Origin of the sequence: Dolichospermum compactum NIES-806, from assembly GCF_002368115.1 — a bacterium.
GTDB classification, from domain to species: Bacteria; Cyanobacteriota; Cyanobacteriia; order Cyanobacteriales; family Nostocaceae; genus Dolichospermum; species Dolichospermum compactum.
In genome coordinates this window covers 4,544,446-4,561,611 of record NZ_AP018316.1, presented here as the reverse complement: position 1 = coordinate 4,561,611, position 17,166 = coordinate 4,544,446, and the positions used below count along the sequence as shown (strand labels likewise).

At 40.9% G+C, this 17,166-nt stretch carries 14 protein-coding genes and 1 tRNA gene; 8 read left to right on the top strand and 7 right to left on the bottom strand.

What is annotated here, in order from left to right:
- The first annotated feature begins 86 nt into the window (after window positions 1-86).
- From ndhI to CA730_RS21165, 8 genes are all read left to right on the top strand, one after another.
- The gene (gene ndhI / locus CA730_RS21200) at window positions 87-668 is read left to right on the top strand and encodes an NAD(P)H-quinone oxidoreductase subunit I (RefSeq protein ID WP_096670315.1); all 582 of its coding nucleotides are present in this window, start codon (window positions 87-89) and stop codon (window positions 666-668) included.
- 211 nt (window positions 669-879) lie between these two features.
- Window positions 880-1,491, top strand: coding sequence for an NADH-quinone oxidoreductase subunit J (locus CA730_RS21195; protein WP_096670313.1), 612 nt, complete (start codon window positions 880-882; stop codon window positions 1,489-1,491).
- Window positions 1,492-1,524: 33 nt separating this feature from the next.
- The gene (nuoK, locus tag CA730_RS21190; RefSeq protein ID WP_015080280.1) at window positions 1,525-1,830 is read left to right on the top strand and encodes an NADH-quinone oxidoreductase subunit NuoK; all 306 of its coding nucleotides are present in this window, start codon (window positions 1,525-1,527) and stop codon (window positions 1,828-1,830) included.
- A 6-nt stretch (window positions 1,831-1,836) separates the two neighbouring features.
- The gene (locus CA730_RS21185; protein ID WP_096670311.1) at window positions 1,837-2,757 is read left to right on the top strand and encodes an NAD(+) kinase; all 921 of its coding nucleotides are present in this window, start codon (window positions 1,837-1,839) and stop codon (window positions 2,755-2,757) included.
- Between the two features lie 413 nt (window positions 2,758-3,170).
- The gene (gshA, locus tag CA730_RS21180) at window positions 3,171-4,310 is read left to right on the top strand and encodes a glutamate--cysteine ligase (protein WP_096670309.1); all 1,140 of its coding nucleotides are present in this window, start codon (window positions 3,171-3,173) and stop codon (window positions 4,308-4,310) included.
- Between the two features lie 239 nt (window positions 4,311-4,549).
- Window positions 4,550-5,011 carry a tRNA (cytidine(34)-2'-O)-methyltransferase gene (locus CA730_RS21175; RefSeq protein WP_096670307.1) on the top strand — a complete coding sequence of 154 codons (462 nt, stop codon included), beginning with the start codon at window positions 4,550-4,552 and terminating at the stop codon, window positions 5,009-5,011.
- 767 nt (window positions 5,012-5,778) lie between these two features.
- Window positions 5,779-8,139 carry a peptidoglycan DD-metalloendopeptidase family protein gene (locus tag CA730_RS21170; RefSeq protein ID WP_096670305.1) on the top strand — a complete coding sequence of 787 codons (2,361 nt, stop codon included), beginning with the start codon at window positions 5,779-5,781 and terminating at the stop codon, window positions 8,137-8,139.
- A 507-nt stretch (window positions 8,140-8,646) separates the two neighbouring features.
- Window positions 8,647-8,720, top strand: a tRNA-Met gene (locus tag CA730_RS21165).
- Between the two features lie 19 nt (window positions 8,721-8,739).
- Here CA730_RS21165 and CA730_RS21160 read toward each other — a convergent pair.
- From CA730_RS21160 to CA730_RS21130, 7 genes are all read right to left on the bottom strand, one after another.
- Window positions 8,740-10,176 (bottom strand): FAD-binding domain-containing protein, encoded by a 1,437-nt coding sequence (locus tag CA730_RS21160; protein ID WP_096670303.1) that lies wholly within the window; start codon window positions 10,174-10,176, stop codon window positions 8,740-8,742.
- A 135-nt stretch (window positions 10,177-10,311) separates the two neighbouring features.
- The gene (locus CA730_RS21155) at window positions 10,312-11,586 is read right to left on the bottom strand and encodes a dihydroorotase (RefSeq protein WP_096670301.1); all 1,275 of its coding nucleotides are present in this window, start codon (window positions 11,584-11,586) and stop codon (window positions 10,312-10,314) included.
- A gap of 114 nt (window positions 11,587-11,700) precedes the next feature.
- Window positions 11,701-12,387, bottom strand: a complete 687-nt coding sequence (locus tag CA730_RS21150; RefSeq protein ID WP_096670300.1) for a PHP domain-containing protein — start codon at window positions 12,385-12,387, stop codon at window positions 11,701-11,703.
- 241 nt (window positions 12,388-12,628) lie between these two features.
- Window positions 12,629-13,654 carry a phosphoribosylformylglycinamidine cyclo-ligase gene (gene purM / locus CA730_RS21145; protein WP_096670298.1) on the bottom strand — a complete coding sequence of 342 codons (1,026 nt, stop codon included), beginning with the start codon at window positions 13,652-13,654 and terminating at the stop codon, window positions 12,629-12,631.
- Window positions 13,655-14,039: 385 nt separating this feature from the next.
- Window positions 14,040-15,047: a (S)-8-amino-7-oxononanoate synthase BioU gene (gene bioU / locus CA730_RS21140; RefSeq protein ID WP_096670296.1), complete on the bottom strand. Its 1,008-nt coding sequence runs from the start codon at window positions 15,045-15,047 to the stop codon at window positions 14,040-14,042.
- Between the two features lie 113 nt (window positions 15,048-15,160).
- On the bottom strand, window positions 15,161-15,547 hold the full coding sequence (gene ebsA, locus CA730_RS21135; RefSeq protein ID WP_096670294.1) for a type IV pilus biogenesis protein EbsA: 387 nt from the start codon (window positions 15,545-15,547) through the stop codon (window positions 15,161-15,163).
- A 399-nt stretch (window positions 15,548-15,946) separates the two neighbouring features.
- Window positions 15,947-17,155, bottom strand: coding sequence for a 4-hydroxy-3-methylbut-2-enyl diphosphate reductase (locus CA730_RS21130; protein WP_096670292.1), 1,209 nt, complete (start codon window positions 17,153-17,155; stop codon window positions 15,947-15,949).
- Between the last annotated feature and the right edge of the window lie 11 nt (window positions 17,156-17,166).

Sequence of the window (17,166 nt, the reverse complement as noted above, 5' to 3'; positions counted from 1 at the left end):
GCAATTTTAGATTTTAGATTTTGGATTGAATCTGAAATCTAAAATCCAAAATCCAAAATCCAAAATTGTAAAGAGAGAGACACACAATGCTAAAATTCCTCAAACAAGTTGGTGATTACGCCAAAGAAGCAGTCCAAGCAGGTCGTTATATTGGTCAAGGATTATCTGTAACTTTTGACCACATGAGACGGCGACCTGTTACCGTCCAATATCCCTACGAAAAATTGATACCCGGCGAAAGATTTCGCGGTCGCATTCACTATGAATTTGACAAGTGTATTGCTTGTGAAGTCTGTGTACGTGTCTGTCCCATTAATCTCCCTGTCGTTGACTGGGAAATGGACAAAGGCACTAAAAAGAAAAAGCTCAAACATTACAGTATTGATTTTGGTGTTTGTATCTTCTGCGGTAACTGTGTGGAATACTGTCCCACCAACTGTTTATCCATGACAGAAGAATACGAACTAGCCACTTACGATCGCCATGAACTTAATTACGATAGCGTAGCCCTGGGACGTTTACCCTATAAAGTTACAAATGATCCAATGGTGACACCACTCCGCGAACTTGTTTATCTACCTAAAGGCGTAATGGACCCTCACGGAGTCCCCGCCGATGCCCCTCGTGCAGGTTCTCGTCCAGAAGACCTAGTAGAAACAGAAAAATAATTAATTATTAGTCATTAGTCATTAGGAAAGATACAGGACTTACGCAACTGGCACATTGGTAAGGTGCGTCAGATATCAAAAATCTGTTTCAGATTTTTAGTGTGACACTTGTGTAAGTCCTAAGATAATTTACAACTGACAACTGACAACTGACAACTGACAACTGACAACTGACAACTGACAACTAACAACTGACTAAGGACAGAAAACAGTGAATCTAGCAGAAGGAGTACAGTCTGTATCACTTGGCATTCTTGGTGTAATGATGATTGGGACAGCACTCGGTGTAGTGCTATTCTCTAACATTGTTTATTCCGCCTTTTTGCTGGGAGGTGTATTCATTAGCATGGCGGGAATGTACCTATTGCTAAATGGTGATTTTGTCGCATCAGCACAAATACTAATTTATGTTGGTGCAATTAACGTTTTAATTCTGTTCGCCATCATGTTGGTAAACAAAAGACAGGATTTTTCACCATTGCCTAGTGCGGGATTACGAAAAGTATTTACAGCTTTAGTCAGTTTTGGACTATTTGCGCTGTTAAGTACAATGGTATTAGCAACACCTTGGGCTTATACAACCAATCCTGTAGTTAATCAAAATTCCATAGTTGTCATTGGTGAACATTTCTTCAGCGACTTTTTGCTACCCTTTGAATTAGCTTCCGTCCTCTTACTAATAGCGATGGTAGGCGCAATTATTTTGGCGCGTCGGGAATATCTCCCTGACCAAGTACCAACCACTGAACTACAACAAACAATTTTAACCCTACCAGAACGTCCTAAAGAACTCATCTCCACTGGTAGCAGCACTGACAACTAACAACTGACAACTGGCAACTGACAACCGACAATCATGCAACTCCAATACTTTTTATTACTAGCCGCAGCCTTGTTTTGCATTGGTATTTATGGCTTAATTACCAGTCGGAACGCAGTGCGGGTACTCATGTCAATTGAGTTATTGCTAAATGCCGTTAATCTAAATTTAATGGCATTTTCCAACTTCCTTGATTCAACCTTAATTAAGGGTCAGGTTTTTACCGTTTTCGTGATTACCGTAGCAGCAGCAGAAGCAGCAGTAGGTTTAGCGATCGTTCTGACTATTTATCGCAACCGCGATACCGTTGATATGGAGCAGTTTAATCTTCTGAAGTGGTAATAGTTAGTGCAACTCAAGCAGGTAATCATTGCTTATAAAGCGCGAGATACCCAGAGTAAACGCTGGGCTGAACTCTGTGCTAAACAACTAGAAAATCGTCAGTGCCAAGTATTGATGGGACCTAGTGGGCCAAAAGATAACCCCTATCCGGTTTTTTTGGCCTCTGCTAACCAACCAATTGATTTAGCTTTGGTACTCGGTGGCGATGGTACTGTTTTAACCGGCGCTAGGCATTTAGCTCCAGCCGGCATTCCTATTCTCGGAGTCAATGTAGGCGGACATTTGGGGTTTTTAACGGAGTCAGTAGATGAGTTTCAAGATCCAGAAATAGTTTGGGACAGGCTGTTAGAAGATCGTTATGCTATCCAACGGCGGATGATGTTACAAGCAGCGGTATATGAAGGAACTGGCTCAAATTTAGAACCAGTGACAGAAAGTTACTTGGCTTTAAATGAGTTTTGTGTCAAACCCGCTTCTGCTGACAGAATGATCACCTCAATTCTAGAAATGGAAATTGATGGTGAAATAGTAGATCAATATGTGGGAGATGGGTTAATTATCTCTACTCCCACAGGTTCTACTGGTTATACTGTTTCTGCCAGTGGACCAATTATTCATGATGGGATGGAAGCAATTACCATCACTCCCATTTGTCCCATGAGTCTTTCTAGTCGTCCTCTGGTTTTACCCCCCGGTTCGGTGGTTAGTATTTGGCCTTTGGGCGATTATGATTTAAGCACTAAACTCTGGATGGATGGTGTTTTATCTACTTCCATTTGGCCAGGACATCGTGTTGATGTGCGAATGGCTGATTGTCGCGCTAAGTTTATTGTCTTACGGGCAAATAATTCATATTATCAAACATTGCGGGAGAAGTTACTTTGGGCTGGAACAAGAGTTCGCTACAACAATAATCACCGCAATTGATGTTTATGTTTATTTTCTAAACGTTCACCCCGGTCTGTCCGTAATTTTCAATCAATTTTCGCCCCCAATTGCAATTTATTTGGGGTTTTTTTTATGTCTACTCTTACTGACAATTGGAAGTATGAGTTGGGTAACCCACATTCCGCACTTCATTTTGTAATATACCAAGATTACCATTATAGGGCTAATAATAGTCAGATAGCGATTCCTACGGAGCGCTTCGCTATCCCATTACCACCAGGAAAAATCAGGATTAATACTTAATAAAACTATCCTAATTTGGTAACATTTTTTGAAGTATAAATATGTGACATTTTGAAGTGCGGAATGTGGGTTATATGTACACAAAAAATGCAAAAAATCGTCTAATTAGATACAATTTATGAACATTAGGAGAAGTTTTGGAGAATAACATGATCTTATTAAAAGGCTTTGAGATTGAGATGTACACTGGCACGCATCAAGGTGACATTGTGGGACTATCGGACAAAATTGTTACAGACTTAGATGGATTCATGCGTGAACCGGATAGCCGGAATGTGGAGTACATAACTCAACCATCTATTAATTATGACATTTTGCTCTGTGCTTTATTGCGCCCTAGAAAGACGTTGCGGAATTATCTCCAAGGTTTAGATAATTATACTTTGATACCGGGTAGCACATTATCCTTGCAAGGAAGCCAACACTTTTTGCGTTCTGATCCCACGAATCCCTATCATGATTACATTGAACAAACCTATGGCACGAAGGTAGTTACAGCCAGCGTCCATATCAATGTTGGTATCAGTGACCCAGAGGTATTAATGCGTGCCTGTCGGGTCATCAGAATGGAAGCACCTCTATTTTTAGCGATGAGTGCCTCTTCTCCTTTCCTGGATAGTAAAACCACTGGTTATCATTCCACTCGCTGGGGACTATTTCCCCAAACTCCTGATTATGTTCCCTTATTTGCTAGTCATGCTGATCATATTCAATGGGTAAATGAACAGTTGGCGGCTGGAACAATGCAAAATGTCAGGCATTTGTGGACATCAGTGCGTCCAAATGGCGATCGCCGACCTTATGATCTAAATCGGTTAGAATTGCGAATTTGTGACCTAGTCACAGATCCTATTGCCTTGTTGGCGATGACGGCAATGCTGGAAGCCCGGTTAATCCAAATTATTGACAACCACAATATTGATCCTTTAACTCAAAGCCCGTTCTCTCCCGAAGAACTCATTACCTTAACCAGAAGCAACGAAATGGCTGCCGCCACTGACAGTTTGGATGCAAAATTACAGCGATGGCAAGATGGTAGTAGTATCCTGGCTAGAGATTGGATAGCACAAATCTATCAAGAAGTTTGGAGTATCGCCAAACAACAGGGCTTTAGTTGTTTCTTATCCCCTTTACAAAAAATCTTGCGAGAAGGCAATGAAGCTCAACAATGGTTACAACTGCATAAAATAGGCGTTGATACTCAGCGTGTAATTGCTCAAGCTATCATTGCTACCCAAGAACGGGAAACCGAACTAGAAAGCAAACTATGTTCATCTGTGAGGCAATAGGCAATAGGGGAGAGGCAAGAGGCAAGAGGCAAGAGGCAATTTTTTAAAGTCGAGAAAATTCTTTCTTTCTTTCTTCTTCCCTCCTGACTCCTGACTCCCGACTCCTCCTGAACGATTAAAAAAAATAATCACAGGGAAATACTTCGTACATATTAAAAAAAACTATATATCGCCTCTACATTTTGGTAGATTTTTAGACAGCAAGAAATTTCCTAATATACAATTTAGAGTTGAGAAAGATGCCCCAGATAGTTTTAGTCAACCCACAAATTCCTCCTAATACTGGCAATATTGCCCGGACTTGTGCCGCTACAGGTACGGAATTACATTTGGTCGGTCCATTAGGATTTGAAATTAGCGATCGCTATCTCAAACGAGCCGGGTTAGATTATTGGCCTTACGTTAAATTCCATTATCATAATTCCATAGAAACATTTCAAAACGTACATAAACAACGTGGAGGTAGATGCTTAGGTTTTAGCGTTCGTGGTGATTTTAACTACATTAATTTTGAATTTCAACCGGATGACTGGCTACTCTTTGGTAGTGAAACAGCAGGATTACCAGAGCCTATTCTCTCCACTTGTGATTCCACCTTATATATTCCCATGTATGAACCTGGTGTAAGGAGCTTGAACCTATCAGTCAGCGTCGCCATAGGTTTATTTGAATGTCGTCGTCAGTTAGGCTATTTACAATAATTCATATTCACCAACAGAAATTTAGGATTAACTGTGATAGAAACATATTTATCAGAATCAATCATGCAAGAACCCTTGAGAATAATGTTGCATAAAATACATAGCCAAAATGTTAATCATGGTAAATACTGATAAAGCCTCCTAACATGACATAAGAAATTTGTATAGATATTTTCAGGGTGATCTAACCACCAAGGATAGATTTTAGTTAATTCTCAGCTTATGACTCAAAAAAGCAAAAAATCCCAAACACCTTGACTCTCAATGGATCGAATAACATTGTATCTAGAAATACAACAAAATAATGCAAAAATTGCGGATGTTGTATACGGTTGTTTTTTAGGGAAGAATAAAAGTAAAGTCTCGTATTGATAAAACGGATTTAGTCAAAAAATCTTGAAAACGTCTACAGCGGGATTATTGCTATTGTAGAAATCGTCCCAGATAATGAGCTAATAGAGACAATAGACCTAGCCAAGTTATGATATTTGTTTAGTTCTGTCTTTTTGCAGCAGAATGAGTGAGGATGACTCTCAACAGTGAAAATTTTTAGGTTGTGAGGAGTGACTTAGACAAGACAGCACCAAAAACTTTAGGGTTTACAAAGGTGTAGAAGTTGTTTAAATCAGAGAAGCACGTTAATCTTGCGTAAGTGTCTCTGGTGAATGTGATCTTGATATGTGGTTTGATGTGATATCAATCATGAATTAATATCCAACTTAAAAATCAAGATCAGTTAAACGCTAGTGATCATTAGGAGGTCGTCTTTGAAACGAGCATTGAAAAAAAGAGATAAGGCTGTGTTGAACAATACCCCCAGCAGCGATGATGCCCCGGTAGAGCAAACAAATTATGAGATCAATCCCAAAATGACCCGCCGGGCGCGGACTCATCGGGCAGCCATGATTGGCTTGGCGATATCCATGGGAGCAACCAGCCTTTTGGTGACTCGACAAAGCGATCAAGCCCAAGCAGCGGCTCCTGTTGGCAGTCAAAAAGCAGCTTCAACAAATCCATCTGTTGCTGAGACTGAGATGAAATTTGCCGCCACCAAACTGGAAGCCCCAACCGTCTCACACGCAGGCGCGTTAGCCAATCCAGCGATATTGGAACCAACAGTAGTCTCACAAGTACCTGGGCTTGAAGCTAAGTGGCAAATTGCAACCAACAGCACAGCCGTCGAAGGCACCGCATCCAACGTAATTTCCCCAGCCAAATCAGTTGACAGAAATTCTGTTCACTCACAATTAGCTCCGGGAGTCAGCTATAGCCCAATTCAGGCGACATTACCAACAAATAACCAACAGCCTGAGACAGAATCACAGTTGTCTAAAGTGGAAGAGGTTACTGGCAGTACCCAAAATTTGTCAGCAGGCGAGTTAGCAGGCGGTAATATTGATGCCCAATTAAAAGCACAGCAGGAATTTGCCCTGAATCGCTTACAGGAAAAGTCAACCCGCTTAAGAAATAGTTTGGCAGATTTACGATCTGAACAAACTCAAGATTTATTAAAAACTGGTATTAAAGAAGCACAGCCAACCACTGTAGCTAATAGATCCGTACCAGAACAATCGGAGAACTTGAATGATTTCAACCAATCCGAGCTGATTTCTCGGTTGAAACAGAACAAAGAAACAAGTCCGACGATACAGCAAATACCTCTGCCTGCATCAGCCTCAACAAAAGTTGTCGCACAATTATCTCCCTCAACATATCAAGTCAAGCCCGGAGACACCTTAGCAGAAATTGCTACCAATTACGGCACTTCGGTTTCTGATCTGGTTAAAGCTAACAACCTGAGTGATCCTAATCAACTGCAAATTAATCAAAGGTTAATTATTCCTGCGGACAAGATATTAGAAACCTCTAGGCAGGTAGATAATTCTTCTTTAAATAACCCTAGTTTTAACCCCAGATCATTTGTTGCCAATAATACCAGTGTAACAATTCCTGCCCCAACAATAAATGAGCAGGTAGAAGGGATTGAAACTCCGGCTACCAATAGCGTGGCTATCCCAGTACCAGTAGTGACACAAGAGCAAGAACGGACTAATTATCCTAGTATCGCTAACCGAATTAATGTTCCTGCACCAATAGTCCCAGATAGCCAAGGGCAGCCTACTATTCCTATTGTTATTCCCAAAGCCTTACCTACTCCCAGTAACTCTTACGGCTTAGGCGGTGATGTTCCATTACCAAGAACTTTTTCCCAACAAAAGCAGGGTTCACAAAAACCCGTGCAAAAGGTATCTAAAGCCAAAGGTAATGAACGTATCCGCAGCTTGCAAGCAGAAATTGAGAGATTGCGTTATAAATACCGCGCTCAACAAGCTGGTGTAGCTGTTACAGCCCCTGAAAACAATACTCAGTCTGTACCTATTGCTATTGAATCATCCAATAACTCCACAGTCTCTCAAGCGAATGCCATCCAGATTGCCGTACCTCAAGCAATATTGCCCACCTACAGCAATCAACCGCTTAAGACTCTAGTGACAGCATCCGCTCCTTCCAACGAGCCAATTAACCCAGAATTTCTGCCCAGCAAAACAGGCGCTAGATGGAATTCTCCCCGCAAATCATCTGGAATTAAATTAACAGTGCCTCCTGCTCGTACCAGTGCCTCTGACTCTTTAGGAAAATTGCGAGGAACTTCAGTTTCTCCCGCTTTACCACCTATAGCAGCAGTGGATATCCACTTGCCTCAGACCACTGAAGATAATCCCAGTTTCCCAGCTAATTCTTCCACCACAAGCTACATTTGGCCTGCTAAGGGAGTTCTAACCTCTGGTTATGGCTGGCGGTGGGGAAGAATGCACAGAGGGATTGATATTGCTAACTCAACCGGCACACCTATTTATGCTTCATCTGCTGGTGTCGTTGAGAAAGCAGGCTGGAACAGCGGTGGTTACGGTAACCTTGTGGATATCCGTCATGATGATGGTAGCTTAACTCGCTATGCACATAACAGCCGGATTTTGGTGCAACCTGGTCAAAGAGTGCAACAAGGTCAGACAATCGCGGCTATGGGTAGCACTGGTTTAAGCACTGGACCTCATACTCACTTTGAAGTTCATCCATCTGGCAAAAGCGCTGTTAACCCAATCGCTTTCTTACCCAATCGCATTTAATTTCCGCCTCTTGGAAATTTAGCTTAAACAGTAGAAGCCTCTCACCTACCCGATAGGGAGGTGATGAGATAAATACGCGTAAGTGACGAATTGCCCAACGAGCAAAATTAAGCGCAGCTTAATCAGTGCTGTTGGGCGATGAGGAATGAACACTTTCTTGATTTTTTTCAAATATTTGATATAGTTTTCAACAGTAGGTGTAACTCAATTAAATGCACCAAAAGCAGCCTATCAAAAAAGTTAAAAATTATCTCAAAAAGTCCCTAGGGCATAGGGCTTTAAAGCTCGGTTAATGTCTTCATAGAGGAGTCGCCGAGAAGCCCACACTCACCTGTTCGCGCGAGCGTGCCGCAAGGCATAAGGGAGTGTGTGGAGTATGTCACTGATTCTTTGGTTAATTGAGGGACGTGAACTCCCTCTTTTTATTTTGAAAGTAAAAATTTGGAAATTGATAGTTGTCAAATGCAAATTGGTATGCTATCTTAGTATGAGTTGATAAAACAACGTGGCTCAGTAGCTCAGTTGGTTAGAGTACGGGACTCATAAGCCTGGGGTCGTCAGTTCAAATCTGACCTGAGCCATTTTCCAAACTATAACATTTCATCCAATAACCTTTTGTTGTTGATATAATTGCTTAAACAAAGCTTGCTGTTGTTTATGATCAACGATTGGCTGCTGGTAATTTGTGCCATAGTAATCTAACAGGGGAATTTTCCCAGTTACCAAGTATTCTGGAGATACATAACGCAATTCAGGTATCCACTGACGAATATATTCCGCTTCGGCATCAAATTTTTGGGTTTGACTGGCAGGGTTAAAAATCCGTAATGGTTGAGGGTCCATACCACTAGAAGCACTCCATTGCCAGCCTCCATTATTAGCAGATAAATCACCATCAATGAGTTTCTGCATAAAATATTTTTCTCCCCATTGGGGATTAATAATTAGATCTTTAGTCAAAAAACTGGCAACAATCATTCTACATCTGTTGTGCATCCAGCCGGTTTCATTTAATTGACGCATGGCGGCATCTACTATAGGATAACCTGTTTTCCCTTCACACCAAGCCTGAAAATACTTTTCATTATTTTGCCAAGGGAATGTTTTAAAAGTGTCTCTATATGCACCCTTAGCTAATTCTGGAAAATGGTACATAGCATGTTGATAAAATTCCCGCCATGCTAATTCCTTTTGCCATGTTTGGATACTGGCATTTACTTCTTCACTGTTACCATTTGCCAGTGCTTCTATAGTAGTTTGCCAAATAGTTCTCATCCCAATAACACCAAACTTTAAAGCGGCACTTAATTGAGATGTACCATCAATTGCGGGAAAATTCCGCTGTTCTTGATATTCATTAATAGCAGATTTGGCAAAATTATCTAACTTTTCTTGTGCTACTAATTCTCCGGGAGAAATTATCAATTCTGCATCCCAAATAAAACCTAAATCTGCGGCAGAAGGTAAATTAATAGTTCCTGTGAGTTGAGAAATCTCTTGTTCTTCTGCTGTTAAATTTTCTAGATTTGCTAAAGTTTCAACTGGTTTAGCTTTAGATTTAGTAATCCAATTTTTCCAAAAAGGGGTATAAACAGTATAGGGAGTTTTCGCACCACTAAAAATTTCTGTTGGTGAATGTAATAACTGATCCCAATTGTCGTTAAGAAATTCAATTCCTTGAGTTTTCAAAGCTTCAATTACAGCTAAATCTCGTGTTTGGGAATAGGGTTCAACATCCCAATTCCAAAATACAGCTTTTGCTTTTAATGCTGTTGCTAATTTGGGAATTGCAATCACGGGATCATTTTGTAAAATTAATAATTGACTACCTGCTTGCTGATATCTTTCTTGGAGAGATTGCAAACAGCCAATCATATATTTTACCCTAACGGGGGCAATATCATCACTTGCGAGAATTTGAGGATCTAGACAAAATACACCTACAATCTTCGCACTTTTTTCTCTAGCCGCAGCTAGTCCTGTATGATCAGAAATGCGTAAATCTCGACGATGCCAAAACAGAATTAAATCAGACATTGAGTATTAATATAGTTCTCATGTACTAAAATAGATTATACCAATTTTATGTGAAACTGCTCAGAATAATTATCATCCGTATTTATCTGCGTTTATCTGCGTTTAATTATTCTTAGAATTTTACTTTAAGCAGCTTCATTTTAAATTAGTATGACACCAAACTTGCACAACCCGACCTGTAACTTCTTGACCAAACCAAGGAGTATTATAAGCAAGTGTCTGGAGATTTGCTTTGTTGATGTTCCAAGTTTGCAGCGGATTGAATAAAGTCAATTCGGCTGTTTCTCCAGCTTGAATGGCTTTAACTTCTTGTTGCAAACAAGCTGCTGGTTGATGACTCAAAACGCGCCATAATTCTAAAGCTGTAAATTCTCCAGTCGCTACGAGATTTTGCCAAAGTAGGGGTAATGCTAATTCTAAACCAATTGCCCCCGGTGGTGATTCACCAAAAGCTTGGACTTTTTCTTCATAAGTATAAGGTGCGTGATCAATAGCGATCGCATCTATGATCCCAGTTCGCACAGCATCCCGCAAGCATAGCATATCTTGGTGATTTCCCAAGGGCGAATCTAAATGCAAGGATGTGTGATAATTTCTGATAGCTGTTGTATCTAGTAAAACGTGCATCCAGGTGGTACTAGCAGTAACGGCAAGACCTTGAGCTTTAGCTTTAGCAATTAATTCTACACCACGAGCAGTGGAAACACGCATAATATGAACTGGTGTACCAATATCCGCGACTAATTCTAATAAAGCGGCAATTGCTGTTGTTTCCGCACTAACTGGAATGGGAGATAAGCCTATTCGCAAGGCTTCTGCACCGTCTCTGATTCTACCATTAGCTGCCAAATGGCGATCGCATGGCCAAAAAGCCACAGGTTTACCAAAGGGTTGAAGATACTCCAAAACCCGTCTGACTATCCCCAAATTGTCCCAAGGTTTAGCATCAGTAAAACCCACAACCCCGGCAGCGGCTAAATCTGCTACCTCTGTTAATTGTTTACCTGCTATATCTAAGGTAATTGCCCCCCAGATGTGCAAATGGGGAGAAGCTTTTCCTCTATCTCGCTGTTGCTGTAACTGTGCTACTAAAGCAGGTTTATCAATCGGTGGTGATGTATCCGGTAATACACCCACTCTAGTAAAACCACCAGCCTTGGCAGCTTGTAAGAAAGAACTTAAAGTTTCTCGTTCTTCAAATCCAGGTTCACCTGAATGACTATATAAATCAACTAATCCCGCCCCAAGAATTAAGCCTTGACAATCACGAATAGAAGTATCAACACTAAAATATGGAATTTGCGGGGCAACAGTTTGGATATAACCATCAATAATTAATACATCTGCTACGGTATCAGTTTTCTGGACAGGATCAATTACTCTTACTTGTTTTAATAGTTCTTTAGTCATTAGTCATTGGTCATTAGTCACTGGTCATTAGTCATTAGAAATAATTTTCCCCCTGTAACCTGTCACCTTTCCCCTGGTTAGTAAACCAGGAGTTTAAACGAGGTAAATACAGATTTACAACCTATGCATCAAATTCAATCCGTGCGAATCAGTACCACAGGTGCTAAACAAATTAAATTTTTCCGCTAATTGTTGAACCTCCTCAGTTTCCACCACACTAGGTTTCCAAGGTTTGGGGTTATTGTAAGCGTAGAAAGTTTCAACACCATCAATACCATCACCCGCAGCCGCAGGAATGAGGTCAAAATGCGATCGCCTATACCGGGCTGGGTGAGCAAGTACCGCTACTCCTCCCGCTTCATGAACAGCTTTAATAACGTTAACTGCTTGATAAGCCTTCCCTGTACTCGGAATTTTTTGTAAATATGGCTGCATACTGGGATGTTCTGACTCAAAAGCATAAGCCAGAATGTGAACTTCATTATCCAGCAGATTGGCATTAATTTCTACACCACTCCACAGATATGGAGTATGAGCATCAGGATTACGCCATTTCCAATCTTCTAACCAAACCAGGGCTGCTTGGTAGCCACCAATACTGTGATGATCAGTGATAGCTAGACCTTTTAAACCAATTGCGATCGCTTGACCCATCAAATCACCCGGTTCTAGTTTGCCATCCGAGTGAACCGTGTGCATATGAAAATTAAATAACTGGGGACAACTTTGTGCATCAATGCGTTGGAATACTTGCTTTAGTAGTTCCTTAGAAACAGTAGTCCGGGCAAAATTTATAACCATAACCCCTCTACACAAAAATTACATTCTTCTCAAAACACCAACAGGCCACACTTATAAACGAGATATAACCAATACCACTAACCAGTAAATACAGATACTTCCCCAACTGCACCAATTGATTTTTGCAATATGTTAAGACTACGTTAGCAAATATTAACGCTGATGGCGATGAGTATTTTTGATTACTTCCATCAAGAGAATATAAATTTTGCGTATAGTTTCTATCTGTTTACCGCTATTGTTACCACAAACCGCTCAATTCACCTGCTCCATTGATCACTTCACCAATTACATTAGCAGAGATATCCTGAGATTGAAAATGAGTAATTACCTGTTCTGCTTGCTGAGGTGGAACTAATAACACAAAGCCAATACCCATATTGAATGTATTATACATAGCCTCAGCACCTACAGAACCAGCCGCAGCTAACCAATGGAATACAGAAGGAATAGTCCAACTATCAGGGATCATTTTCATCCCTTGACCATTACTTAAACATCTTGGTAAATTTTCTGGTAAACCGCCCCCAGTAATGTGCGCCATGCCATGAACTTCTAAACCTGATTCCAACGCAGCCAAAACAGATTTTACATAAATGCGTGTAGGCGTGAGAAAAGTTTCTCCAATAGATACACCATTTAATAAATCTGGGGTATCAGTCCAAGCAAAACCACCATCACTGACAATTTTTCTGACTAAACTCAAACCATTACTATGGACACCTGAACTAGCTAAACCGATAGCCACGTCACCCACCTGCACCAGAGAACCATCCAACATTCGGCTTTTTTCCACAATTCCCACGCAAAAACCAGCCAAGTCGTATTCACCAACCTGGTAAAAACCGGGCATTTCCGCCGTTTCTCCCCCCAGCAAAGCCGAACCCGCCAATTTACAACCAGTAGCTATCCCCGCTACCACCTGAGTTAATTGTTCCTTATCTAACTTACCGGTTGCGACATAATCTAGAAAAAACAGCGGTTCTGCACCCGATGTCAACACATCATTAACACACATTCCCACCAAATCTATGCCCACAGTATCATGACGGTTGAGAATTTGAGCTATTTTCAACTTTGTCCCCACACCATCTGTCCCCGAAACCAAAACCGGTTCTTTGTAACCTGTAGGCAGTTGAAAACAACCACCAAAGCCACCCAATCCTCCCAAAACCTCTTTTCTAAAGGTGCTGTGAACCAAATTGCGAATTTGATCTACAAAAGCTCTACCCGCTTCAACATCAACGCCTGCATCCCGATAATCCATGCCTAACTACACCGTTATCAATTCATAACTTTAGGTTATTATTATCACACAATTTAGCCACTAAAACCTCTTCTGATCAGGAAAATGCCATTCGTACGACCCAATTCATTCGCAATCAAGCGATAAGACATTGCATTGAACATAATTTAAAACCTGATACAGCACTTCTTGATGTTATGACGTACAGTTTTTTATCGCAAAACTCGTAGGGGCGCAGGGCCTGCGCCCTCCATTGTTGTTGTTGTCAAAAAATCTCCATGAAACTAGAATCCCCGTCTTTTTAGCAATACAACAGAGGGCGGGGTTTCCTAGCCCCTACAGGCTTTACGATTTGCTAAATGGATCTCACAAAGAGTGCATACCGCTATAACCAATTACCGACCACCTATTTTACAAACTTAGGCATAATTTCTGCAGCCGTAAATAAGCCAGAAATGCCCCGTTGACGCAATTCTTGAGCAGCTTTAAGATAACCGAAGGCAGGACCACACACATTGGCAGCCATGCTAGTTTCATCCCCTAACGTGAAGGTATGAGTAGATATTTTTCCCTCAAAAGTGCGTCCAGTGATTTTCACATTTGTACTCAGGGGCTTTTTGGGGTTACGGGTATCAACTACACCGCCAACCGTGACTCTATCCCGTGAACAAATTCCCGCCACCTCTAACATCACATCATCGGCGTGTTCCATATTTTCCAAGGTTAACACCCCATCGGTCTGATCAAGTAACGCTTCTACCTCTGCGTCAGTCATGGCTCTAGCAGCTTCTACACTATAACCGGGCATATGACCAATATCTTCCCTAACAGTGGCGCGGTAGGCTTCCCAGTTAGCAATTCCCACACCAAAGGTAATGACCACATTGTGAATTTCCGCATAACTTTGGGCAGCTAAGGCGGCAGCAGCGGTTAATAGCCCAGGAGTAGCACCACAGCCAGTCATGTAGGTAATTCCAGCGGCTTGCAGTTCATCTTTCATGGATAGGAGTTGTTCGACTGCACTGGTGCGTTTAATGGCATCTACCAGAACACCCTGCCAACCGGCTTGAATAAATTCTTTGGCAACAGAGGGGATAAAGTCGTTGGGGAGGTTAGGTAAAGCCAGGAAATAACCATCTACAGTGTCACCAGTGACTTGAATTAAATCCTGAATACTGTTGTTGCTTAATGTACCAAATGCTTCTAAATGACCGATTGTACCTTGATTTTGGTAAGTAGTAATACAAGCTTGGGTGTTTAAGCCCTCAGTGGAGTAAGCATAGCCATTTTGGTCTGCGATGGCAACAAGAATCATTTCTCGTTTGCTGGAAAGGAGTTTTGCGGCTGCCTGTCCAAGTCCGCCAAAACCCAGGACTCCAACGCGGATAGGTTGGTTTGTTAGTGGTGTGTTCATAGTGATTTTTGTAAGGCGTATAAACCTAAATTTCCGTATAATAGCTAGTTATGTTGGAAAAATCTAGAGGTTTCCCAGTAAACGAGGTTTAAGAAAGCTTTTTCTATTTTGCTTCAATCATCTAAACGTAATAATTTGCGGTAAAAGGATTTAGAAAAATCCGTGATTTTATCCCGCTTATAGTTTTCCATTAGTTCAATTAAACAAATCATAAATTCAAAACTTGCCATCATTACTTCATAAGATAGTTCGGCGTTACCATCAAACTGGATTCGGCAACGGGTTAAGTCTGAAGGTAAGGTAGAAACATTCCAAGTAGCAACGAAGGGAATATTGTCACTACCTTCAATTTTGCGCTGTCCTTCCAACACGCCTTTTTGATAAAGACTGATAGCATAAGGTAACAAATTCCGCTTATTACCCTGAATGTACGGTAGGTAAACGATAGATTGTTGCTGGCTTGCAGGTTGGAGTTGATCAAAAAACGTATTACCAGTCATTGTTATAGATTCCTTAAGTTAGCATGATATGGGGCTACTTTATCATTTTCTTTAGAGGATATTTGCACAGGACTCGGCAGATAGGTAAGCAAAATTGATTAAGTAGGTTGGCGTTAAAAATCGTTGTTAGAGAAAGGCAAGAGGCAAAAGGCAAGAGGCAAGATTAAAGAAGTTTTCAGCGATTTTACGTTTCTTTACAGAGTTTGATTTTATTGTGTTCACCTACTTATATAAAATATTTGGATTTGATGTAGGGGTAGCGCCCCCGTGTCTACTCCGATTCATAGGGTGATCACAGGGGGTTATGGGGCAACCACAGGGGGTTATGGGGCAACCACAGGGGGTTAGCCCCTACTAATCTACCTTTTCTGAAGGATAGGTAAGGAAAGAAATGACATTTTAAACTAAAGCTGCTGTTGCTTTGAGGGCGAAAATTTTCTCGATGATATCTTCAACTACTTTATCCGGTGTTGAAGCACCAGAAGTCACACCAACTTTAATTTCTCCATCTGGTAACCAATTTTCTGTAATTACTAATTCTCCTGTTAATTGCCGATGTTCAATGCTATTAATTGATTGAATCCGTTCTACAGAATCAATGTGATAGGAAGGAATACCCCGATCAAAGGCAATTTGTTGTAGTTGGGTAGTATTTGATGAGTTAAAGCCACCAATAACTATGATTAAATCTACATTTTCTTCGACTAATTCTAACATAGCATCTTGACGTTCTTGAGTGGCATCACAGATGGTGTTGAAATTTTGAAAATGCTGATTTAATTCTGCTGGTCTATATTTCTTCATCATTGTATGTTCTAGCATTTTACCGATTTGTTCGGTTTCACCTTTGAGCATGGTTGTTTGGTTAGCAATTCCTACCCGTTGTAAGTCTTGATCAGGATCAAATCCTGCTGAACAGGCTTGGGAAAATTTGGCTAAAAATTCTTCACGATCGCCACCGTTGAGAATATAATTAATGACATATTCTGCTTCTTTTAAGTTTAAAACAATCAAATATTTCCCGGCAAAGGAACTGGTGGCAACTGTTTCTTCATGCTTGTATTTTCCGTGAATAATTGAGGTGTAATCACCTTTTTTGTGCTTTTCTACGGTGTTCCATACTTTGGATACCCAGGGGCAGGTAGTATCAACAATTTGGCAACCTTTATCATGCAATATTTGCATTTCTTGAACACTTGCACCAAAGGCTGGTAGAATTACTACGTCACCACTATTAACAACAGAAAAGTCTTTCACTTTGTCAATAACGGGAATAAATTCTACTTGCATTTCTTGCATTCTTTTATTCACGGATGGATTGTGAATAATTTCGTTAGTAATCCAAATCCGTTCTGTGGGAAAATGTTGCCGGGTTTCATAGGCCATGGCTACAGCCCGTTCTACGCCCCAACAAAAACCAAATGCTTGTGCTAGTTGAATGGTGACATTACCACGTCTGATGGTGTAGTTGCGATCGCGGATTTCCTGAATTAAGTTACTCTGAAACTCAGACTCTAACTGGGTAGCGACTTCCGCTTGATGGCCAAAGCCTTTACGATTGTAATTGTCTGAATGTTGAAGGCTACGTTTAAAAGCTTTTGTATCCATTTTAGATTGAC